The organism is Methylocystis rosea SV97 (assembly GCF_000372845.1).
Lineage (GTDB): Bacteria > Pseudomonadota > Alphaproteobacteria > Rhizobiales > Beijerinckiaceae > Methylocystis > Methylocystis rosea.
In genome coordinates, this window is the sequence record NZ_KB889963.1 from 710444 (window position 1) to 732236 (window position 21793).

Below are 21793 nucleotides of genomic sequence, written 5' to 3' on the forward strand. Positions count from 1 at the left end.
TCCGTTTGCGCAATCGGTTCTTTCACCGATTGAATATATTTGCGGCAACGGAGGCGCGCGGCCCTCTCGTCAACAGTTTCACCGTCGTGCCGGCGCTATGCGTCACCGAACATCACGGGTGGGCTGCGCGTCGAATTTTAAGGACGCCCGATTGGCGCCGCGAGCGGGATCGTCAAATCCGCTCGCGGCCGCCGTATGCGTCAGGCGTCGCCGCGCCGCCTAGATCGCCTGCATGGCTTCGGGCTTGCCGCGCGCGCGTTTCGCCATCAGCCGGTTCAGCGCCGAGACATAGGCGCGCGCCGAAGCGACGAGCGTGTCGGGATCGGCGCCGCGGCCGGTCACCGACTTGCCGTTCTCGCTCAGGCGCACGGAGACTTCCGCCTGCGCGTCGGTGCCTTCGGTGACGGCGTGGACCTGGAACAGCTCCAGTGTGGCGTCATGCGGCGCGAGCGCCTTGATGGCGTTGAAGATGGCGTCGACGGGGCCGTTGCCGGTCGCCTGATGCGTCAGCTTCTGTCCGTCGACGTCGAGCGTGAGCGCCGCCGATTGCGGGCCATGCGTGCCAGCCATCACCATCAAGGCCTCGACCTTGATATGATCATGGGCGTTGACGATCTCGTCGTCGACGAGCGCCACCAGATCTTCGTCGTAAACGAATTTCTTGCGGTCGGCCAAATCCTTGAAGCGATTGAACGCGTCGAGCAGCGCGTTCTCGCCGAGGTCATAGCCGAGCTCCTTCAGCTTTTCGCGAAACGCGTGGCGGCCCGAATGCTTGCCCATGACCAGCGAGGTCTTGGAGACCCCGACGCTTTCCGGCGTCATGATCTCATAGGTGTGCGCATTCTTGAGCATGCCGTCCTGATGGATGCCGCTCTCATGCGCGAATGCGTTCCGCCCGACGATCGCCTTGTTGTACTGCACCGGAAAGGACGTGACCGCCGAGACCAGCTTCGAGGCGCGGGTTAAGAGCTTGGCGTCGATATCGGTGAAGAACGGCAGCGCGTCGGCGCGCGTCTTCATCGACATCACGATTTCTTCGAGCGCCGCATTGCCGGCGCGCTCGCCGATGCCGTTGATGGTGCACTCCACCTGCCGCGCGCCGCCGCGCACGCCGGCGAGCGAATTGGCGACCGCCAGCCCCAGATCGTCGTGACAATGGACCGAGAAGATCGCCTTGTCGGAATTTGGCACCCGCTCGCGCACCGTGCGGAACAGCTGCTCATATTCCGTGGGCGTGATGTAGCCGACCGTATCGGGAATATTGATCGTGGTTGCGCCCGCCGTGATCGCGGCCTCCACGCAGCGGCAGAGAAAATCGAGCCCCGTGCGGGTGCCGTCCTCCGCCGACCATTCGACGTCGGCGACATGATTGCGCGCGCGCGTCACCGACGCGGAGACCATCTCCAAGACGCGCTCCGGCTCCAGCTGGAGCTTGTATTTCATATGCACCGGCGAGGTGGAGATGAAGGTGTGGATGCGCGGGCGCTTCGCCTCGCGCAGCGCTTCGGCGCAGCGGTCGATGTCCTTCTCGGACGCGCGCGCCAATCCTGCGACGGAGGCGTTCTTGACGCGCCGCGCCACTTCGCTGACGCTCTCGAAATCGCCGGGACTGGCGATCGGGAAACCGGCCTCGATAATATCAACGCCCAATTGGTCGAGGAGATCCGCGACCTCGAGCTTCTCTTCCAGGGTCATCGAGGCGCCGGGCGATTGCTCGCCGTCGCGCAGGGTGGTGTCGAAAATCAGGACGCGCGCGTCATTATCTGCGACGGCGCCGGGCTGTGACGTGTTGCTCATCGGTTTTGAAATCCTGCTGTGCCGCGCCCGCTGGGGGGGCTCTTGTCGTCTGACTGCATGACATGTCCCCTGAAGGCCTGGGCGCGAGCCCGTCGGGCGCTCAGGGGCGACTAAGAAGCAGCAGGCCGAAAAGCGGCAGGGAACGCGGCCGAGCGAATCCGTGTGCGCGCGCGGGCGTCACAGGGTCATTCGCAAAGGCGGTTGCGTGGGGCAACGATCTCGTCCCGTTCCGGCGGCGTTAGCCGCAATCGCCGGAAGAATAGCGCAAGAAGGCCCCGTGCCGCAAGCGCCGCGTCGCCGCGCGCCATCTCGCGCGACTCGCGAGCGTCATAAAGTGAAACAGGCAATGACGCCAAACGCCTAAGCGTCCCGGCGAGGAGAATTTTTACAGCTGAAACGCTTATGGCTCTTGCCGAAACGAACCGATGGGACCTAACATCAAAGGCATGGTCAAAACCGCATTCTCCATCCGTCATGCACGTCCCGGAGACGCAGAGCAGATCACGCGCGTTCACGACGCCTCGTGGCGCTACGCCTATCGCGGCGTCATACCCGGCGCCGAGCTTGAGCGGATGATCGCGCGCCGGGGTCCCAACTGGTGGCATTCGGCCATCGTGCGTGGCACCGGTCTTCTCGTGCTCGACTTCGATGACGCTATCGTCGGCTACTCGACTTATGGGCGAAACCGCGTACCATCGATGCCCTATTCCGGTGAGATCTTTGAAATCTATTTGGCGCCTGAGCAGCAAGGGCTTGGCTTGGGTCGCCGGCTGTTCAACGCCACCCGGCGCGAACTCGCCGAGCACGGCTATCTCTCCACCATCGTCTGGGCGCTCGCCGACAATGAGAAGGCGCTCGCCTTTTATCGCAGTCTCGGCGGCCAGACGGTTCGCCGCGCCGAGGAGCGGTTCGGCGCGGACATGCTGACGCGCGTCGCTTTCGGCTTCGTTTCCGCGCCGGTGCGGTAAATCAAATTTGGCGACATAACGCGAAGCACTGTGAAGATATGGACCGCGCAGCGCCGCGATCCCCGCAAGGTTTGTTGCGCGTCCTTCCTCAACGAAACCCATACTGCGCCGGCCGTTCACGCGGCGCCATCGATCTCAATCGGAGCACTTGAATGCGTCTCGACGCCATTCCCATCGGCGCGAACCCGCCGCACGAAGTCAATGTCATCGTCGAGGTGCCGCTTGGCGGCGAGCCGATCAAATATGAGCTCGACAAGGCCTCCGGCACGCTCTTCGTCGATCGGTTCCTGTATACGGCGATGCGCTATCCCGGCAATTACGGCTTCATTCCGCATACGCTTTCCGACGACGGCGATCCCTGCGACGTGCTCGTCGCCAACACCCGGCCTGTGGCGCCGGGCGCGGTTATCGCAGTCAGGCCGATCGGCGTGCTGCGCATGACGGACGAGGCTGGCGGCGACGAAAAGATCGTCGCCGTGCCGTCGGCGCGGCTCACGCAACGCTATGTCGACGTCGAGAATTACACCGACCTGCAGGAGATGACCTGGCGCCGGATTGAGCACTTCTTCGTGCATTATAAAGATCTCGAGCCGGGCAAATGGGCCAAAATCGCGGGCTGGGGCGACGCCGCCGAGGCGCGCGTGCTGATCTCGGCGGCGATCGAGCGGGCGCGAGCGGCGAAATAGCGTCAGAGCAGGTTCCGAAAAAACTGACCGACTTTTTCGATGAGAACCTGCTCGAGCATTTTGATTTTGAGCGAAGCGCCTTAGCGAAGCGGCGGCGTGCGCGACACCACGCCCTTCTTGAAGCACGCCGGCCTGTCTTTCCAGGCGACGATGCCATTGTCCGTCGCGGCGAAGCTTTGCGCCGAATCGATCAGCTCGTCGACATGGACACCGCGGTCGATATCGCCGATCACATAAGTCCATTTGCCGCCGCCGGCGAAGGCGACCGTCGCCGGGCGCTTGCACACCGCGAGGCATTCCACCGGTTCGACGGCGATATCGAGATTGCGCTCGTTCAGCCGCGTGCGCAGCGCCTCCAGCAAAAGCGCGCCGGGACGCATGTCGGCGTCGCCGTCGTCGCGGCAGGAGACGCAAACAAAGACCGTGACGCCCGGCGCAGCCATTTAGAACTCCTGTCTATGGACGCGCCTTCTCGGCCAAAGTCGCCCCAAAGACAAGTCGTGCCGGGGCGCAGCTCTTAGGGATTGAAGGCGCAGCGCGCCCCCCCGCCGGCCTTTTCCGCCACCTCGTCGGCGTCGACGATGCAGTCGAGTCCGGTGAGCGACGCATGCGAGGCGCCGGCGGCGCCGTCCAGGGCGACGCCATTCTCGATCAAGGTCGCATAGAGCTCATGCGCCTTGCGGCCGCGCAGTTCGATCTTCTTGGCGCCGAAGGTCAGCTCGCAGGCGCGTGACGTGATGTCGACATTACCGGCGCGGCAGTCGATCGCGTCAGCCTTGACCGCAATGCGCAGATCCTTGGCGTGCGGCGCGTCCGCCTTACCGCTGAAGAACGCCGCAAGAAGCTTTTTATTGGGGGCGCTCGTCTGGGGCGACAATTCGCCGACGATCGCCGCGAGCGCGAGCGCATTGGAGCCGTTGCTCGCCCCCGCTTGGGCAGCCGCGGGCGCGAGGACGAACAAAAAAAACAAGCCAACCGGTTTAATGGCGATCATGATGATTCCCCGACAAATGCATCTGCGCAATTGACCAAAAGCCGACGCCGAATTTGCGACGCAGGCGCGTTCAGTCTACGGCGACGAACATATCCGCCATTTCCGCGACCGTGAATGCGCGTCTGAAAATTAGAGCCGCAGGCGGACCGTCTACCGCTCGAGTGGCGGCCCTTGTTGAACTGCGAAATTTTGGCCCGCACATGGGGCTCAGCAGCCCTTACGGCGCTCCCACATTTGAAGCTGATTGACGCGGCTTTTCTCCCAACCGCTCAGCCGCCCGTAAGGTGGAAAACAGCCGGCTCCGAAGGCGGCCCGCCCTCGGTCGGTATTGAAGCAATGGCCGTTACGCGCGTATATCCGGTTGCGTGCGTACCAGAGATCCCCGCAAGACATGTAAGCCGGATCCTGCGCCGCCGCCGGAGTCGGCGTGACGACCCCCATCGATCCCGCGCCTATCGCGCCGATAAGGCTAAGCGCCGTGAAAATCTTTTGTGATTTCATAGGAATTCCCTCCTCTAATGGATGTTACGTACGATCCGCGCAGTTCTTTTCAATCGCTATGTTGTTATTTCTCTTCGCTGCCTGGCGATGTCTCGAAAAATTCGGGCCGGTATTCGAAATGCATCGTGTCAAAATGCCCCCATTTGCCGCCCCAGATGAACCCATGGCGTTCGAAAATCTCCACGATCTCGTAAGGAATCCGATTGCGGTAACCGCCTTTGCGCCAGAGCCAATAATCAGAGAAGGCGGTATTGAGATCAATCGCCGCGCCATAGGCGTGCATGCTGCGTTTGCCAGTGTCCTTCACAACGCGGCAATTGAAGGCGCCGGCGCTCGGATAAGCATGACGCTTAATGTCCTGTGGCAGACGATCGATTTCCGTGGCGACCGCGCGCAACCTTTCAGCGACGCCATTGATCGTGGTGACTCGCACCTTGCCGATGAACCAGGGAATATCGGTCAAATGCTTCTGGGTTTCGCCCTTGTCGCAATCCCCATACATTTTGTCGAAGAAGGCGGCGTTGCGGAAGCGTCCCGGATCGTCCTGCGGTCCGGGAGGCTGCGTCAGCGCGCCCTTGGGATAGGGAAGGCTCAACTGATCTAGGAGAGAGGCGTTTTTCAGTTTCTCGTCGAAGCTCTTGTCAGTCCTGCCGTCAGAGAGATTTTGTCTTGTTCCGTCGCGGAATATGATCCCGGCGTCGTCGCGACCGGCGATTTGATCTGGATAGGCGTGCGTCAACGCGTCGGGCGAAATCGCCTGCCCGCGAGCGGCGACGGAAAAGAAAAGCATCTCGACGCCCGCGAGGAGCAAGCCGATCTTTAGAGCGCGGCTCGCGAAAAAAGTGGAATCCGGCCTTTCGCGTCGAGCGCGCTCTAAGCTTTTGGAAGCGATCACGTCATTTGCATTATGGCGATTCCGCCAAAATGCAGCGTGATCTAGAATCGGCGCTGTCTTTTCATTCTTGTTGCCGTGAGAAGCCATTGCGCGCCGCCAATATTTCGCCGAACGCCATACTTTCCGACGCTTTCTTCGCGCCCCGGCGGCGAGGGCCAAAGCATTTCCGCTCTGCGCATACTTCTAGCGCCTCCGGCAAAGCCGGGGAATTCCCTCACAGCTTATAGCGCGCCTCGCGCGAAAAACCGGACTTCACTTTTATTCGCGAGCCGCGCTCTAAGCGGCGTCGTGCCGCTTCTCGATCTTGCGTCGCCCGAAAGCAAGGCGTGGCGGCCGACCCAGCCGGTCGCACTGATCCGCGAGATGCAGCACGCTTTCGACATGCACGTTGCGCGTCTCCGTGCGGACGCCATGGGCGCGGAGTTTGGCGAAAGCGCGCGATAGCGTCTCCTGCTTTACGCCGAGGCGCGCGGCGATCAGGCGCTTGTCATAGGGCAGGCGGAAGCGGCACCGGTCTTCGCCCGGCGGGCAGAGGCCGAGTAGGAAACTGGCAAGGCGCTGATCGGCGTTCTGGCTCTTGAGCGACTCAATCTCGCCGAGGAGACGCGCGATGCTCTCCTTGGAGTTTTGCATCACCGCGGCGCAGAGCGACGGCGACTCCTTGACGAGCCGAGCGAACAGCGCCGCCGGCAGCTTGAGCACGCGGGTCGCGCCTACCGCCTTGGCGGAGAGCGTGTGACTCTCATCGGCGTCGGTCGGGGCCTCGCCGATGATTTCGCCGTCCGAGCAAATGCCAATGAGCGTTTGGCGTCCCGAAGACGAAATGCGCAGCAGCTTCACATAGCCGCTCAAGACGAATGCGAGGTCCGTGACGACAGCGCCTTGATGGAAAAGCACATCGTCGTCCTGGAGGGACTCGATCCTGGCGTCCGCCGACAGACGCGACAATGTCGCTTCGTCGACCTCGGCGAAGAGCGGCGCGTTGCGCAGCTCCCCGGGGCCCGCCGGCTGCGGCGCGCACGGACCGGCGCGGCTCTTTTGCGAGACGCTGTCATAGCTTCGCACGGCGGGGCCGGTGTCGACTGTCAAGCTCGCGCCTCCTACCGAAGCGCGCGGAATTACGCGCGTCATCCAAGGGATGACGACGCATGAAGCGGAGGCGCCGCCGCTCCCTCCCGCGCATGATTCTCTTAATGCCGCCAAGGAGAAGGCTAACGCGAACCGTCAACCCGCGAAAGGCGACGAACGCGGGACAAACCGTCGCACGGGTCAGCGTCGTTGGTCGCCACGCTCCAGCAGAAACACAGCCTGTTCGCCGAAGAGATTCCAAACCCACCAAGGCGCGCTGAAGCGGATCGGCGCGCCGGCGCGATCAAAGGCGACGCCGCGCTCGATGTGCGCGCCGAGTTCGTCGACGATCTCGACGAAGTCACGGATAGTGCAAAGATGAATGTTCGGCGTGTCATGCCAGTGATAGTCGAGTCGCCCGGTGACCGGCATGCGGCCGCCAAAGGCGAGCTGCGCGCGCACGCGCCAATAGCCGAAATTGGGAAATGAGATGATGGCGCGCCGACCGATGCGCAGCATATTGGCGAGAGCCGCGCGCGGGCGCCTTGTCGCCTGCAGCGTCTGGGAAAGAATCACATAGTCGAATCCGTCGTCCGGATAATCGGAGAGGTCGGTGTCGGCGTCGCCTTGAATGACGGAAAGTCCTTTCGCTACGCATTCGTTGACGCCGCGCTGGGAGAGTTCGACGCCGCGGCCGTCAACGCCCTTCTTCTGCGCCAGGAGCTGCAGCAACGCGCCGTCGCCGCAGCCGACGTCGAGAACGCGCGCGCCGGGCGCGACCATCTCGGCGATGACGGCGAGATCGAGACGCGATTGCTCGAGCGGCTGCGCGGGCCGCTCAGGCGCGTCGGCCGCAGGCGTGTAGTTCATTTCGAGGTTCCGTCAGGCGCGAGGCCGCGCGCGTCTGCGGCTGAATCGAGAAAGCCGCGCGTCGTCGCAATGAACATCGGCTCGTGCAGCAGGAACGCGTCGTGCCCCTTGTCGGATTCGATTTCGACGAAAGACACCGAGGCGCCGCCGGCGTTGAGCGCGTGAACGATGGCGCGCGAGTCGGAGGTGGGATAGAGCCAGTCCGACGTGAAGGAGACGACGCAAAAGCGCGTCTTGGTGTCCTTGAAGGCCATGGCCAGCGAACCGCCATAGTCGGCGGCAAGATCAAAGTAGTCGCAGGCGCGGGTGACAAAGAGATAGGAATTGGCGTCGAAGCGCTCGACGAAGGCGAGGCCCTGGTAGCGCAGATAGTTCTCGACCTGAAAATCCGCGTCGAAGGAGAAGGTCGGCGCGCTGCGGTCCTGCAGCTTGCGGCCGAACTTACGCTGCAGCGCCGCTTCCGAGAGATAGGTGATATGCGCCGACATGCGCGCCACCGCGAGTCCCTTCTCGGGCCGCACGCCTTGCTCTTGATAGCGTCCCGAGCGCCAGTCCGGATCGGCCATCACCGCCTGTCGGCCGACTTCGTGGAAGGCGATGTTTTGGGCCGAATGTTTGGCGGCGGTGGCGATCGGCATGGCCGAGAAGACCCGCTCCGGATAGCTCGCCGCCCATTGCAGCACCTGCATGCCGCCCATCGAGCCGCCGGCGACGCAAAACAGCGTGTCGATGCCGAGATGATCGATGAGCATCGCCTGCGCGCGCACCATGTCGCGGATCGTGACGACGGGGAAATCGACGCCATAGGGCTTGCCGGTCGTTGGATTGATCGACGCCGGGCCGGTCGTGCCCATGCAGCCGCCGACGACATTCGAGCAGATCAGGAAATAGCGATCCGTGTCGAAGGGCTTGCCGGGTCCCACCATCGCCTCCCACCAGCCGGGCTTGCCGGTGACGGGATTTACGCCCGCGGCATATTGGTCGCCGGTGAGCGCATGGCACAGCAAAATGGCGTTGCTGCGCGCGGCGTTGAGCGTTCCACGGGTCTCGTAAGCGATCGTGAGCGGCGCGATGCGGCCGCCGCCGTCTGTCAGAAGCGGTCGGTCGGGCTGAAAGACGACGGTTTTCGGTGCGAAGCCCTCGCCGCAGGCCGGCCGCGCTTCTGACAATACGGACAAGCGATCATCCTAGCGTTCGATATGCCGAACAATTCGTTCGGCAACATCGATGCGCCCGGCGGAGGTGTCAAGCGCCGCGCGGCGGCGCACAAGGTTTCGAATCCAGATTATCGAGACGTCATCTCGCCGCGTCATCTCCCCCGTCATGGCCGCGCTTGTCGCGGCCATCCACGCGATGACGCGATCTAAATGTGACAACATGAGCCGAACATGCCGTCTCCGCGCGAGGCATTTCGCGATGTCCCGGCGTGGATGGCCGGGACAAGCCCGGCCATGACGGCTGAAGCTAGGCTGAAATTAACCCGAGGTCGAAGCCATGCGGCGGCGCCAGGGCCGGGCTGCCGCCGGCGGCGACGAAAAAGCTGCCCCGCTATCCCGTGCCGCCGGCCATGCTGATCGGCCTGCTCGCCGTCGCGACGAAACGCCAGGGACAGGGCCAAGGGCTTGAGCTTGGGCGCGCCCTCATCGCCGACGCCATCACCCGCACGGAAAGCCTTCGCGTCGGCGGTTATGCGCTGATCGTGGACGCCAAAGACGAACGCGCGAGCGCCTTTTACGCAGCGAACGGCTTCGCCTCAATTCCCGACGAAGCCCGGCGGATGTTTCTGCCAATGGCGACCGCGCTGCAGCTTCTGGAAAGCGAGCGGCGCGGGTGAGCCGCTGTCTTGCGAAAGCTCCAATCTTTATCAAAGGCGCGTAGCCCTGATCAGGGAACCGCTTAAGGCGAACCCGCCTTTTTGGCGTGAGTTAGAGCTGTTTACGGAAACTACCTGCGTGTGGAATAGAGCAATCGTCGAAATCTCCAAAAGACATAAAACGTGGGTGCTGTATCGATGTCTCGATTGTTCACTTACACGATCCGAATTGACGACGGGGCAGCACCTAATCCGTTTCATGGCATGTGTTCGCTGGCTATTTGTAAACCGAGGATTCGTAGCACGGCAAAAGAAGGTGACTGGGTTGCAGGTCTAGGTTCAAAATTCGCGCAAAGCGGAGATCTAAGCCAGCGCCTTGTGTACGCGATGCGCGTTGACGAGGTTTTGTCGTTGGAAGCCTATGACAGGCAAGCTCCCGCGAGATGGCCGCATCGAATACCAAATACAGGCAGCGCTGATTTATCAGAGCGGCTTGGCGATTGTATCCATGACTTTTCTCAGGGGAGACCCGTGCAGCGTTCCAGCGTTCATGGTCCACAAAACATGGAGATCGATCTGAGCGGAAAGAATGCCCTTGTTTCGTGCCATTTTTACTATTTCGGCAGTCGGGCCATCAGGGTACCTGATGACCTGCTGCCCATTTGTCATCAAAACCAAGGGCACAAGAGCGACAGTAACGCACCTTACTTTGATCAATTTGTGAGTTGGCTACACAAATTAAATCTATCGCATGGTCAACTCGGCTGGCCCGATCATATCGTTGACTGGACGGCAATTCCGTCCTGTGGGGGATGTATCGAGCGAAAGCTAGATGCTGAAAGTGACGAGACCTGTTGAAGTTCCTTGTTGGAGATCCTGCAAAATCCAGGACAGGAACATAGGCCTCCTCTCCTGACCAACGCCTCGACACCTCGGCGTGCTCCGGTCTTTTCGGGCTCGGTGCAATAGTCTGCATAGCAACGAGATAGGCTCTACGCGAACCCGCATCGATCCCTTGCGCCCCTCAATCGAAAAACGTCGGCGGCGGCTCGCCCGGCGGCGGGGCGCTCATCGTCTCCACCGCGGCGGCGAGCTGCGCGAGATCTTCGGGGCGGGACAGCCGATGATCGCCGTCAGCGATGAAGGTCAGCGTCACGGGATCGGCGTTCAGATGCTCGACGATCGTCAGCGCATGCCGCCAGGGCACGGCGTCATCGCGCATGCCCTGCAGAATATGCACGCGCGCATGGGCGCGCATGAGGCCGCCGAGCAGCAGATGATGGCGCCCCTCTTCGATCAGCCGCCTTGTGACCGGCCCGTGATCCGGCTCCTTGGCGGGCAATACGCCCTTTTCCATGAGTTCGCGGCGGGTCGCTTCGTCGAAACCTTCCCACATCAGCGCCTCGGTGAAGTCGACCGCCGGCGCGAGCAGGATCAGTCCGGCGAGCCGGGCGCTCTCGCCTCTCGCGGCGAGCCTGCGCGCCAGAAGCAGCGCGATCCAGCCGCCCATCGAACTGCCGAGGACGATCTGCGGCCCTTGCGTCGAGCGCTCGAAAACGGCGAGGCTCTGCTCCAGCCAGTCGCCAATGCAACCCTCCTCGAAACGTCCCGCCGAGCGGCCATGGCCCGAATAGTCGAAGCGCAGGAAGGCGCGCCCCCGCGCTTTTGCCCATTCGTCGAGAAAGCTCGCCTTGGTTCCGTCCATATCGGAGGCGAAGCCTCCAAGCCAGACGAGGCCCGGCGCGTTGCCGGCCTCGGCCGTCGCGGCGCGCCATCGCCGCGCGATGCGCCAGGCGCCGCCCGCAGGATTGGGAATGTCGAGGAAGTCGAGCGTGTCGGACAAGCTGGTTCACTCAGGTTCACTTGGGATCGAAGAGGCGACGCGATTGGAAATAGGCGGTTCGCTCATAGTTGGTAAAGGATCTCGCAACAGAATGCCGCAGCCGGACGCTTCTGTCCGAGGCGCGCGTTAGCCCAGCGATGTCGCAACAAACCGCCACGATCGCCGCCCCCGGCCAGCGACTCGCCGGACGAACGATCCTGCAGATCGTGCCCGATCTCCAGTCGGGCGGGGCGGAGCGCGCGACGGTGGACGTGGCCGAGGCTTTAAGCCGGGTCGGCGCCCGCTGTCTTGTGGCGTCGCGCGGCGGCCGCATGGTCAGCGAGTTGCAGTCGAAAGGCGGCGTCTGGGCGCCGTTTCCGGCGGCGACGAAAAATCCCTTCGCGATGGCGCTGAATTCGGTGCGGCTTGCGCGAATCATCCGCGACGAAGGCGTCGACATCGTGCATGCGCGCTCGCGCGCCCCCGCCTGGGTCGCCTATTACGCGACGCGTCAGACCGGCGCGAAGCTGGTCACCACCTATCACAGCGCCTATAGCGGCGCGTCGGCGATCAAGCAGCGCTACAACGCCATCATGTCGGCGGGCGATGCGGTGATCGCCATCTCGGAATTCGCCGCCCAGCGCATCCGGGAATTGCATCCGGAAAGCGCGGAGCGGATTGTGGTCATCCCGCGCGGCGCGGATCTGCGCGCCTTCGCGCCCGCCGCCGTCGACCGGCGCCGCGTCGAACGCCTGCGCGCGGCGTGGGGCGTCGCGGCGCATGATCGCGTCGTGCTGCTGCCGTCGCGGCTTTCGGCGCGCAAAGGCCATTCGGTTCTGGTCGAGGCGACCAAGCGGCTGATCAAGCAAGGAATCTGCGATCTGCGCGTCATTTTCGTCGGCGACCCGCACAGCGATTCCACGCGCCGCGCCCTCGATACGCAGATCGAGCACGCCGGCCTGAGCGACGTCGTTCGCAACGCCGGCTACTGCGAAGACATGCCCGCCGCCTATATGGCCGCGGCCGTCATTGTCGCGCCGGCGACGGAGCCGGAGGCGTTCGGGCGGATCGCTGTTGAAGCGCAGGCGATGGGGGCGCCGGTGATCATCTCCGATATCGGCGCCGCGCCGGAGATCGTCCTGGCGCCGCCGCAGACCCCGCGCCATCTTGCGACTGGATGGCGGACGCCGCCCGGCGATCCGGTCGCCTTGGCCGACGCCATCGCAGAGGCGCTGAGCCTGCAGGCCTCGGCGCATGACGACCTCGCGCTGCGGGCGCGCCGAAACGCGCAGGAGCGCTTCTCGGTGGAGGAGATGCAGCGCGCCACGCTGCAGGTCTATGAGCGTCTGCTCGGGCTCTAGTTGAAGTCATCAGCTCCGTTCGTGCTGACGGCAAACTCTACAACGCAGCAACGGCGACACCTGAGTTGCGACCGCCAATCATCCCTCGGGGAACAGCAACGGTTCATAGTTCATGGCGCCATGCAGCACATGGATCACATCAACCGTTTCAATCCCGACCCGATAGAAAATGAGATAATTGCCGTGGACGCGACGGCGGATCCCGGCGTGTTCATAGCGCGCCACGAGCGGAAATCGTTTCGACATGTCGCCCAGTCCCTCGCACGCCTCCCGGAGCTCCCGCACGAACGTCACGGCGCTCTCGGGGCTTTCTTGCGCAATATGATCGCCGATCGATTCAAGATCGGCTTCGGCCTCCTGGGTTATGACAACAATCATCGGCGACGGGCTTGCGCCTTGGCCTTGAATTTAGCCTCCAAGCGATCGAACACCGCCTTCGCGGGCTGGGCGCGTCCGGCGTCAGCGTCGGCGATGCCCCTCGCAATCGAGGCGTCCAGAGCGGCAAGACGGGCCTCGCGCTCCTGAATGAGGCGAACCCCCTCGCGCAAGACTTCGCTCTTTGAGTTGTAGCGGCCCGACGCCACCAGCTTGGCGACGAAGGCCTCGAGCTGGCTTCCCAAGTCTGCGCTGATGGCCATGACACGATCCTCCTTGTGGTTAACATGTCACGGACCAATAACTATTATCAACCGTCACTGCGGGCGCGAGACACCCGCCGAATCGGATAGAATCCCGTCGTCAAACGGACGATCTCGCGCGCAGCGCCATGGTCGCGCCAGTCGGGCTTCCCTAAGCTCGCCCGGCGGCGCGACTCTTGCTGTTTCGTCGCCGATCGCCGCGTGACCCATTTATCCTTCGCTAAGGACCAGCGCGCGAACGACGAGGCGGCATGACAGGCTCTTTGCATCTTGAATCCTATCGCGAGGCGCTGGTCTTTCTGGCCACGGCGGGGGTCGTCGTCCCGCTGTTTCATCGCATCAAGGTTTCGCCGGTGCTGGGCTTTCTCTTCGCCGGCGTCGTGCTTGGGCCGTTCGGACTCGGCCGCTTGGCGGGCGATCATGAATGGGCGCGCAATTTCACCATCACCAATGTCGAAGGCGTGTCCAATCTCGCCGAATTCGGGCTGGTCTTCCTGCTGTTCATGATCGGCCTCGAACTTTCCTGGGAGCGACTTGCCCGCATGCGGCGGCTCGTCTTCGGACTGGGCCTCGCGCAGGTCGTGGTGTGCGCAAGCGTGCTCGCGGCTGTGGGCTTCTATTATTTCCGCGTCGAACTCGGCCCCTCGATGTTGATGGGCATCGCCCTCGCCATGTCCTCGACGGCGGTGGTGCTGCCGGTGCTCGCCGAGGCGCGGCGCTTAAACAAGACGTCCGGCCGCGTCGCGTTCTCGGTGTTGTTGTTTCAGGACCTTGCCGTTGCGCCCGCGCTTTTTCTCGTTTCCGCGCTCGCCGAAGCCAAGAACGGCGGCTTCACGGGCGAACAGGCGGCGTGGGCGTTTGGGCGCGCCTTCCTCGCCATGGGCGCGCTGATCTTCATCGGACGGCTGCTGCTGCGTCCGCTGTTTCGCATGGTCGCGGCCGTGCAGCTGACCGAATTGTTCATGGCCGCCTGCCTACTCGTGGTCATCGGCGAGGCGGCGCTTTCGGCGGCCGCCGGATTCTCCATGGGCCTTGGCGCCTTCATCGCCGGGCTGCTGCTGGCGGAAACGGAGTTCAGGCGCGAGGTCGAGGTGACGATCGAGCCGTTCAAGGGCCTGTTGCTGGGGCTCTTCTTCGTTTCGGTCGGCGCCGGTCTCGATATGGGGGCCGTCGCCGCGGATCCCGTTCCGATCTTCATATACGCCGCCGGGCTGATCGCGGTTAAGGGCGCGATCATCTTCGTTCTCGCGCGGCTCTTTGGCGTCGAATGGCGCCCCTCAGCCGAGGCGTCGCTGCTGTTGGCGCCGGGCGGCGAATTCGCCTTCGCGCTGCTGACCTCGGCGATGGCCGTCGGCGTGCTGCCGGGTCACTATGGCGCCGACGCGATGATCGTCGTCACGATCAGCATTTTCGCCATTCCCCTTCTTGGCCGGATCGGCGCCGCTCTCGTCCCGCCGGCGACGGAAGCCGAGGACGAACAGCTTTATGCGGATCTCGCGCCGGCGGCCGAAGTCGCCGAGGACCGCGTCGTGGTCGTCGGGTATGGCAGAATCGGCAGCCTTGTCGGCGAAATGCTGAAGCGCCACGACATCCCGTTCGTCGCCGTCGAAAACGTCGTGTCGCTGGTGACCGCGGGGCGCGAGGACGGCGTCGAAATCTACTGGGGCAATGCGACGCGGCGCGAGTTCCTGATGCGTTGCGGCGTGGCGCAGGCCCGCGCGCTCGTCGTGACGATCGAGAATGTTCACGCGGCCGGAGAGATCGTCCGTCTGGCGCATGAAATCCGCGGCGATCTCACCATCGTCGCGCGGGCGCGCGACGCCGACCACGCCACCGAACTCTACAAACTCGGCGCAACCGACGCGATACCCGAAACGGTCGAAGCCAGCCTGCAGCTCGCCGAAACCGTGCTCGTCGATATCGGCGTGCCGATGGGCTTCGTCATCGCCTCGATCCACGAAAAGCGCGACGAGTTTCGCAAGCTGCTGCAGCCGTCCGACGACAAGACGCGCGCCCGGCACGCGGAGCGCAATCGAAAGATCAGGCGCGAGCATACGCGCCGGCGCATATCGGGACGCGCGGCGGAAGAGAGCGGGGAGGAGGCTTAGCGCTCCCTACAACCTCCACAGTCCGAGCGCGATCGTCGCGAGGGTCAGCGGCGCACCCACCTTGAAATAGGTCCAGAAGCCGATCGTGACGCCAAGCGCGCGCGCCCGCTCGACGACGATGAGATTGGCGATCGAGCCGACGAGCGTGAAATTGCCGGCGAGCGTCGAGGCCATCGCCACAATCAGCCAGGCGCGCCTCGGATCGCTCAGTCCGACGATGAACGGTTTTAGCGCGAGGACCGCCGGCACATTGCTGACGATGTTGGACAGCACGGCGGAGACGAGCGCGAGCGTCGATGCGTCATCGAGTCGGAGCCGCCCGACATCCGCGATTTCTCCTGGCGTCAGCACGACCTTGTCGAAGGCGCCGACGACAATGAAGAGTCCGGCGAACATCAGGAGCAGCGGCCAGTCGATTTCGCTGTAGATTTTCTTCGAGCCGATGCGTCGCGTGAGCAGCAGCAGCCCGCCGGCGACGATCGCCGCTTTGGCGGGCGGAACGCCGGCGAAAAAGAACCCGATCATCGCCGCGGTGATCAGCAGCGCTTTCGAGGCGAGCGCCGCATGAAAAGCGCGCGGCGCCGCGACGATCGGCGTCAGCTTCTCGCGCGAAAAGAATTCGCGCGGAAAAGCGATCGCCACCAGAAGGATCGTGAGCGCGACGCCGGCGAGGGCGATCGGCCAGAGCGCCTCAGCGAAGTCGCCGTAGGAAATGCCCGAGGCGGCAGCGATGATCATGTTTTGAGGATTGCCGGTGATCGTCGCGACGCTGCCGACATTGGAGGCGAGCGGGATCGACAGCACATAGGGCGTCGGATCGCGCTTCAGTCGCTGCGCCAAATCCACGACCAGCGGCGGCATGACGAGACAGATCGCGTCATTGACGAGAAAGGCGGAAAACAGCCCCGTCGCCGCGGCGACCGCCGCGAGCAGAAAAATCGGACGCCGCGCGACGTCCGCCAGCCAGTCGGCGGCGCGTCGGAAGAAGCCTGAAAGGCGCAGATTGGCGACGACGATCATCATGCCGAGCAGCAAAGTGATGGCGTCGAAATCGATGGACCGGTAGGCCTCGTCCAGCGTCAGAGCGCCGACGCCGATCATCAGGCTCGCGCCGAGCAGCGCGCCGCCGGCGCGGTCGAGCCGATAGTAGGGCAGCTTGCCGATCGCGAGCACGAGATAGGTCGCCGCGAAGATCGCTCCGACCGCCGCCGTCTGCGGCGTCGGCGTCGGCAGGCGGTTCACGAGCGACAGAAATTCGCCGAGGCCCAGGATCGCGACAGCGGCCAAGGCCGCGCTCCCCGCGACAATGATAGCGACGAGAATCCCAAGCCAGAGTGTGAGGAAAGGGCGGCGCGGGCGATTTGGCGCGGGCTCGGGCGAGGAAGACATGCAACCCGGCAAGTTAGAGCGCGCGGCGTGGAAGACGACGCAGTGAGAAGAGGGTTATGGCGCCTGGCCTTGCGCGCGCCAAGCCGACAGCGCCGATTTCCTATTGTGCGGCATAGTTAATAGATATATTCCTAGCTGCTAGGAAACTCTTCCGAACGCGGCCAGCCATGTCCGACATTCTCACCCATGCTCAGATCTGGGCGGCGATCGACGCGCTCGGCGAGCGATATGGCATGACGCCGTCGGGCCTGGCGCGCAAGGCCGGGCTCGATCCCACGACCTTCAATCGCTCCAAGCGCGAAACGACGAGCGGGCGCCAGCGCTGGCCTTCGACCGAATCGATCGCCAAAGTGTTGCAGGCGACCGGCGCCGGGCTCGACGAATTCATGTCGCTGGTGATGGCGAACAGCGCCGCCGGCCGCTGGCGCCATACGCGGCCGCTGATCGGCCTGGCGCAGGCGGGAGTCGGCGGCTTTTTCGACGATGCCGGCTTCGCCACCGGCGCGGGCTGGGACGAGATCGACGTGCTCGCCGAGGCCGACGAACATTCCTACGCGCTGGAGATTTCAGGCGACTCCATGGCGCCGCTGTATCGCGACGGCGATGTGGTCATCGTCTCGCCGGCGGCGCCGGTGCGGCGCGGCGACCGGGTGGTGGTGAAGACCACCTCGGGCGAGATCATGGCCAAGGAGCTGAAGCGCGAGACGGCGCGAACCATCGAACTGCGTTCGGTCAATCCGGCCTATCCCGACCGCACGATTCCGCGCGACGAGGTCAGCTGGATGGCCCGCATTCTCTGGGCGAGCCAATGACGTGTGACGCTTAGCCGCCGACCGACGCATCTAGCCTCGCGCCCATGCAGCTGTGGTATAAGCTTCAACCTCTTGCGCCGCTTCCATCCGGGTGAAATCCGCCATGCGTCTTTCTTCGATCGTCTCTCTTGTCGCGCTTCTTGTCGGCGGCCCCGCTTTTGCCGAAGCCGGCCTGCGGGACCGGGCGAAGGAATTGTTCGAGCCGATTCCCACGGCGCCGCCGGCGATTCCTGGAGAGACGGCGACGCCGGAAAAACTCGCGCTCGGCAAGATGCTGTATTTTGAGCCGCGACTTTCCGGAAGCGGCGATGTCAGCTGCGCCGACTGTCACAATCTGAGCATGGGCGGCGTCGACGGCGGCGCGCTGTCGGGCGGGCATAATGCGCAGCTCGCCGGCCGCGAAGTCCTCACGGTGTTGAACGCCATTTTCAACAAGGCCCAGTATTGGGATGGGCGCGCCGCCAATCTTTCGGACCAGGTGGTTAATTCGGTGATGGCCAATCCCAAGGCGATGTTGAAGACGCGCGGGGGGCCGATGCCGATCAATCCGACGGAGCACGCAATCGCAAAACAGCGCGCCGTCGAGCAATTCAAGAAAATCCCAGGTTACGTGGCGGCCTTCAAACAGGCCTTTCCCGAACAGAGCGATCCCGTCGCCTATGACAACATCGGTCGCGCCATCGCACTTTTCGAGGCGACGCTGATCACGCCGGACGCGCCGTTCGACCGCTGGCTCAAAGGCGACGATCAGGCGCTGTCCGACGCGCAGAAGGATGGTCTGAAGCTCTTCATCGAGAAGGGCTGCGTCACCTGCCACAACGGCGTCAATGTCGGCGGCGGCATGTATGCGCGTTTCGGCGTCGTCAAACAGCCGACCGCGGAATTTCTGCCGCCGGACGATTTGGGCCGCTTCGCGGTCACTAAGGCGGTCGCCGACAAATACGCCTTCAAGGTTCCCTCGCTGCGCAATGTCGAACTGACGGCGCCCTATTTCCACACGGGCGCGACCTTCGATCTGAAGAAGGCCGTGGCGGTGATGGGCGAAAGCCAGCTCGGCGTCGAACTCAGCGCCGACGAGACCGACAAGATCGTCGCCTTCCTCGATTCGCTGACCGGGCGCCAGCCTGAGGTGGTGCTGCCGATTCTACCGCCGCGCACCGCGCCGCCGGTCAGCCAGGCGCAGTGACGTCAGGCAGCGGCGGGCGTCCAGCGCAGCACCGGCTTTCTCGCCGCGAGCGCTTCATCGACGCGCCTACGCGGCGCCAATCGCGGCGCGGGGCCAAAGCGCGCGACCTCGCCGGCTTTGGCGCTCCGCGCGAGATCGCGCAGCGTTGCGATGAAGAGATCGAGCGAGGCTTTCGATTCCGATTCCGTCGGCTCGATGAGCATGGCGCCGTGGACGACGAGCGGGAAATAAATCGTCATCGGATGATAGCCTTCATCGATCATCGCCTTGGCGAAATCGAGCGTCGTCACGCCGGTGCCGCGCAGCCAGGCGTCGTCGAACAAAACTTCATGCATGCAGATGCGATCGCCGAACGGCTGAGTCATCACGTCACGTAGCGACGCGCGGACATAGTTCGCCGACAGCACGGCGTCTTTCGAGGCCTGGGCGACCCCGTCGGCGCCATGCGCCAGCATATAGGCGAGCGCCCGCACGAACATGCCCATCTGGCCGTGAAACGCGGTCAGGCGACCGAAGCTCTGCGTGCCCTCAGCCGCTTCGACGAGCTCCAGGGCGTCGCCGTTGCGGCGGATGAACGGAACCGGCGCGAAAGGCGCGAGACGCTCCGATAAGACGACCGGACCTGCGCCAGGTCCGCCGCCGCCATGCGGCGTCGAGAAGGTCTTGTGTAGATTGATGTGCATGGCGTCGATGCCGAAGTCGCCCGGACGCGCGACGCCGGCGATGGCGTTGAAATTCGCGCCGTCGCAATAGAAATAGCCGCCGGCCTCGTGCATCGCGTCGGCGATGTCAACGATCTCACGCTCGAACAGCCCGCAAGTGTTGGGGTTCGTCAGCATGATCGCCGCGACGTCGGGAGCGAGCGCCTCTTTGACAGCCTCGGCGCGCACGGTTCCGTCCGCCGCCGCCGGAACGACGCGAACCGAAAAGCCGAGCAGCGCCGCCGTCGCCGGATTGGTGCCGTGCGCCGACTGCGGAATGAGAACGACATTGCGCGTCGCGCTTTCGCCTCTGGCGGCGATCGCGGACTTGATCGCCATCATGCCGCAGAGTTCGCCATGCGCGCCGGCCTTCGGCGACATCGCCACCGCCTGCATATTGGTGAGCGTCATCAGCCAGTCGGCGAGAATCTGCATCAACTCCAGCGCGCCTTGCGCGGTCGATTGCGGCTGCAGCGGATGAAGATCCGCGAAGCCCTCGAAGCGCGCGATCTTTTCATTGCTGCGCGGATTATGCTTCATCGTGCAGGAGCCGAGCGGATAGAGCCCCGCGTCGATCGAATAATTCTTGCGCGACAGACGCACGTAATGGCGCATCGTCTCCGGTTCGGTGAGGCCCGGAAGACCGATGGGCGCATTGCGCTCCAGCGCGCCGAGCCGCGTCGCGATGGGCGCAGGATCGTCGATGTCGACGCCGGTCGCGTCAAGCCGACCGATCTCGAAGATCAGCGGCTCTTCCTGATCGAGCCCGCGATTGCCGGTGAAGGTCGCGGGCGTTTTGTCGTCATCGAGCGGTTCGACGACTGCGGGTCTGTCGAGCATCAGAGCGACTCCTTGAGCGCCGCGACGAACGCGTCGCGATCTTCTTGCGTATTCACTTCGGTGGTGGCGACGAGGAGAAGATCGTCAAGCCCGGCGCGCGGCAGAAGCCGCGAGACGGGAACCCCTGCGAGGACGCCGCGCGCCGCCATTTTCTCAACAAGCGCGGCGGCGTCGCCTTCGACGCGAAGCGTAAACTCGTTGAAAAAGGTCTCGTTGAGGACTTCGGCCTTTGGAACGTCTTTGAGCATTTGCGCCAGCAAGACCGCATTGGCGTGATTGATGCGCGCGAGCCGCGTCAATCCTGCTTCGCCAAGCAAGGTCAGATGAATCGTGAAGGCGAGCGCGCAGAGCCCCGAATTGGTGCAGATGTTCGATGTCGCCTTGTCGCGGCGGATATGCTGCTCGCGGGTCGACAGCGTTAGCACATAGGAGCGCCTGCCGTCGGCGTCGACGCTTTCGCCGGCGAGGCGGCCGGGCATCTGACGCAGGAATTCATGTCGCGTCGCGAAGAGACCGACATAAGGTCCGCCGAAATTGAGCGAATTGCCGATCGACTGGCCCTCGCCGACGACGATGTCGGCGCCCATCGCGCCAGGCGATTTGAGGAGACCAAGCGACACGGCTTCGGTGAAGACGGCGATGAGAAGCGCGCCGTTCCGGTGGCAGGCTTCCGCAATCTTCGTCAGATCGCGCAGATTGCCGAAAAAATCGGGCGTCTGCACGACGACGCAAGAAAGCGTGTCGTCGATGCGCGCAACGAGGTCTTCGGCGGCGCCAATGTCGGGCGCCATCGTCTCGACTTCATCTTCGGCAAGCCGCGAGATGGTGCGGACGACTTCGGCGTAATGCGGATGCAGCCCGCCGGACAGCAGCGCCTTGCGTCGCTTCGTCACACGATGCGCCATGAGCACGGCTTCGGCGGTCGCCGTTGAGCCGTCGTACATCGAGGCGTTGGCGACCTCCATGCCTGTGAGCAGAGCGACCTGGGTTTGGAATTCAAAGAGATATTGCAGCGTGCCCTGCGAGATCTCCGGTTGATAGGGCGTGTAGCTCGTCAAGAATTCCGAACGTTGAATGAGATGATCGACGCTAGCAGGAATGTGATGCTTGTAAGCGCCGGCGCCGACGAAGAACGGCGCGCGCGACGCAGGCATATTGCGGGCGGCAAGCCTTGCGAAGAAACGTTCGACGTCGAGCTCCGACTTGCCGGACGGCAGGTCGAGCGGCGTTTCTAGCAGCGTCGCGCGCGGCGCATCGGCATAGAGCGCTTCGATCGACGACACGCCGATCGTCGCGAGCATCGCGTTTCTGTCGGCCTCTGACAGCGGATGATAGCGCATCGTT

At 63.7% G+C, this 21793-nt stretch carries 22 protein-coding genes; 8 read left to right on the forward strand and 14 right to left on the reverse strand.

Annotated elements, in window-relative coordinates; all coding sequences use genetic code 11:
• Window positions 1-219: 219 nt before the first annotated feature.
• Entirely contained in the window at window positions 220-1797 is a 1578-nt protein-coding gene (locus A3OO_RS0103820; RefSeq protein WP_018406510.1) for a 2-isopropylmalate synthase, read from the reverse strand.
• A gap of 446 nt (window positions 1798-2243) precedes the next feature.
• On the opposite strand from A3OO_RS0103820, the gene A3OO_RS0103830 reads away from it, so the two are divergent.
• On the forward strand, window positions 2244-2765 hold the full coding sequence (locus A3OO_RS0103830; RefSeq protein WP_026222669.1) for a GNAT family N-acetyltransferase: 522 nt from the start codon (window positions 2244-2246) through the stop codon (window positions 2763-2765).
• Between the two features lie 152 nt (window positions 2766-2917).
• Window positions 2918-3451, forward strand: a complete 534-nt coding sequence (ppa, locus tag A3OO_RS0103835) for an inorganic diphosphatase (protein ID WP_018406513.1) — start codon at window positions 2918-2920, stop codon at window positions 3449-3451.
• An 80-nt stretch (window positions 3452-3531) separates the two neighbouring features.
• Here the strand turns inward: ppa and A3OO_RS0103840 are convergent, their stop codons facing one another.
• The 7 genes from A3OO_RS0103840 to metX form a co-directional block, all read right to left on the reverse strand.
• Window positions 3532-3894, reverse strand: coding sequence for a DUF1636 family protein (locus tag A3OO_RS0103840; protein WP_018406514.1), 363 nt, complete (start codon window positions 3892-3894; stop codon window positions 3532-3534).
• A 74-nt stretch (window positions 3895-3968) separates the two neighbouring features.
• Window positions 3969-4445 carry a hypothetical protein gene (locus A3OO_RS0103845; RefSeq protein WP_018406515.1) on the reverse strand — a complete coding sequence of 159 codons (477 nt, stop codon included), beginning with the start codon at window positions 4443-4445 and terminating at the stop codon, window positions 3969-3971.
• A gap of 207 nt (window positions 4446-4652) precedes the next feature.
• Window positions 4653-4946: a YARHG domain-containing protein gene (locus A3OO_RS22835; protein ID WP_083909726.1), complete on the reverse strand. Its 294-nt coding sequence runs from the start codon at window positions 4944-4946 to the stop codon at window positions 4653-4655.
• A gap of 64 nt (window positions 4947-5010) precedes the next feature.
• Complete coding sequence (locus tag A3OO_RS21075) at window positions 5011-5736, reverse strand: M15 family metallopeptidase (RefSeq protein WP_245257098.1); 726 nt, start codon at window positions 5734-5736, stop codon at window positions 5011-5013.
• A 381-nt stretch (window positions 5737-6117) separates the two neighbouring features.
• Window positions 6118-6930 carry a Crp/Fnr family transcriptional regulator gene (locus tag A3OO_RS0103855; RefSeq protein ID WP_245257099.1) on the reverse strand — a complete coding sequence of 271 codons (813 nt, stop codon included), beginning with the start codon at window positions 6928-6930 and terminating at the stop codon, window positions 6118-6120.
• Window positions 6931-7110: 180 nt separating this feature from the next.
• On the reverse strand, window positions 7111-7779 hold the full coding sequence (gene metW / locus A3OO_RS0103860) for a methionine biosynthesis protein MetW (protein WP_018406518.1): 669 nt from the start codon (window positions 7777-7779) through the stop codon (window positions 7111-7113).
• Window positions 7776-8948: a homoserine O-acetyltransferase MetX gene (gene metX, locus A3OO_RS0103865; RefSeq protein ID WP_018406519.1), complete on the reverse strand. Its 1173-nt coding sequence runs from the start codon at window positions 8946-8948 to the stop codon at window positions 7776-7778. Before metX ends, metW begins: the two co-directional genes overlap by 4 nt.
• Window positions 8949-9334: 386 nt before the next feature.
• Here metX and A3OO_RS21080 point away from each other — a divergent pair, with 386 nt between their 5' ends.
• Both A3OO_RS21080 and A3OO_RS23430 read left to right on the forward strand, forming a co-directional pair.
• Window positions 9335-9613, forward strand: a complete 279-nt coding sequence (locus tag A3OO_RS21080; protein WP_156824745.1) for a GNAT family N-acetyltransferase — start codon at window positions 9335-9337, stop codon at window positions 9611-9613.
• A 186-nt stretch (window positions 9614-9799) separates the two neighbouring features.
• Window positions 9800-10450 carry an Nmad2 family putative nucleotide modification protein gene (locus tag A3OO_RS23430; RefSeq protein WP_198008747.1) on the forward strand — a complete coding sequence of 217 codons (651 nt, stop codon included), beginning with the start codon at window positions 9800-9802 and terminating at the stop codon, window positions 10448-10450.
• A 166-nt stretch (window positions 10451-10616) separates the two neighbouring features.
• Here the strand turns inward: A3OO_RS23430 and A3OO_RS0103885 are convergent, their stop codons facing one another.
• The gene (locus A3OO_RS0103885; protein WP_018406523.1) at window positions 10617-11435 is read right to left on the reverse strand and encodes an alpha/beta hydrolase; all 819 of its coding nucleotides are present in this window, start codon (window positions 11433-11435) and stop codon (window positions 10617-10619) included.
• 137 nt (window positions 11436-11572) lie between these two features.
• Between A3OO_RS0103885 and A3OO_RS0103890 the strand changes: the two genes are divergently transcribed.
• The gene (locus A3OO_RS0103890) at window positions 11573-12775 is read left to right on the forward strand and encodes a glycosyltransferase family 4 protein (RefSeq protein ID WP_018406524.1); all 1203 of its coding nucleotides are present in this window, start codon (window positions 11573-11575) and stop codon (window positions 12773-12775) included.
• Window positions 12776-12853: 78 nt separating this feature from the next.
• On the opposite strand, the gene A3OO_RS0103895 is transcribed toward A3OO_RS0103890, so the two are convergent.
• The gene (locus tag A3OO_RS0103895; RefSeq protein ID WP_018406525.1) at window positions 12854-13153 is read right to left on the reverse strand and encodes a type II toxin-antitoxin system RelE/ParE family toxin; all 300 of its coding nucleotides are present in this window, start codon (window positions 13151-13153) and stop codon (window positions 12854-12856) included.
• Window positions 13150-13413 carry a type II toxin-antitoxin system ParD family antitoxin gene (locus tag A3OO_RS0103900; protein ID WP_026222672.1) on the reverse strand — a complete coding sequence of 88 codons (264 nt, stop codon included), beginning with the start codon at window positions 13411-13413 and terminating at the stop codon, window positions 13150-13152. The genes A3OO_RS0103895 and A3OO_RS0103900 overlap by 4 nt, the downstream gene beginning before the upstream one ends.
• A 251-nt stretch (window positions 13414-13664) precedes the next feature.
• On the opposite strand from A3OO_RS0103900, the gene A3OO_RS0103905 reads away from it, so the two are divergent.
• A complete protein-coding gene (locus tag A3OO_RS0103905) occupies window positions 13665-15521 on the forward strand; it encodes a cation:proton antiporter domain-containing protein (protein ID WP_018406527.1) in 1857 nt (618 codons plus the stop codon).
• 6 nt (window positions 15522-15527) lie between these two features.
• On the opposite strand, the gene A3OO_RS0103910 is transcribed toward A3OO_RS0103905, so the two are convergent.
• On the reverse strand, window positions 15528-16910 hold the full coding sequence (locus A3OO_RS0103910; RefSeq protein ID WP_018406528.1) for an anion transporter: 1383 nt from the start codon (window positions 16908-16910) through the stop codon (window positions 15528-15530).
• 167 nt (window positions 16911-17077) lie between these two features.
• Between A3OO_RS0103910 and A3OO_RS0103915 the strand changes: the two genes are divergently transcribed.
• Entirely contained in the window at window positions 17078-17722 is a 645-nt protein-coding gene (locus A3OO_RS0103915) for a S24 family peptidase (protein WP_018406529.1), read from the forward strand.
• A 103-nt stretch (window positions 17723-17825) separates the two neighbouring features.
• Window positions 17826-18908 (forward strand): cytochrome-c peroxidase, encoded by a 1083-nt coding sequence (locus tag A3OO_RS0103920; RefSeq protein ID WP_018406530.1) that lies wholly within the window; start codon window positions 17826-17828, stop codon window positions 18906-18908.
• A 2-nt stretch (window positions 18909-18910) separates the two neighbouring features.
• On the opposite strand, the gene gcvPB is transcribed toward A3OO_RS0103920, so the two are convergent.
• Both gcvPB and gcvPA read right to left on the reverse strand, forming a co-directional pair.
• Complete coding sequence (gene gcvPB, locus A3OO_RS0103925) at window positions 18911-20449, reverse strand: aminomethyl-transferring glycine dehydrogenase subunit GcvPB (RefSeq protein ID WP_018406531.1); 1539 nt, start codon at window positions 20447-20449, stop codon at window positions 18911-18913.
• On the reverse strand, window positions 20449-21789 hold the full coding sequence (gcvPA, locus tag A3OO_RS0103930) for an aminomethyl-transferring glycine dehydrogenase subunit GcvPA (protein ID WP_018406532.1): 1341 nt from the start codon (window positions 21787-21789) through the stop codon (window positions 20449-20451). Before gcvPA ends, gcvPB begins: the two co-directional genes overlap by 1 nt.
• Window positions 21790-21793 lie beyond the last annotated feature (4 nt).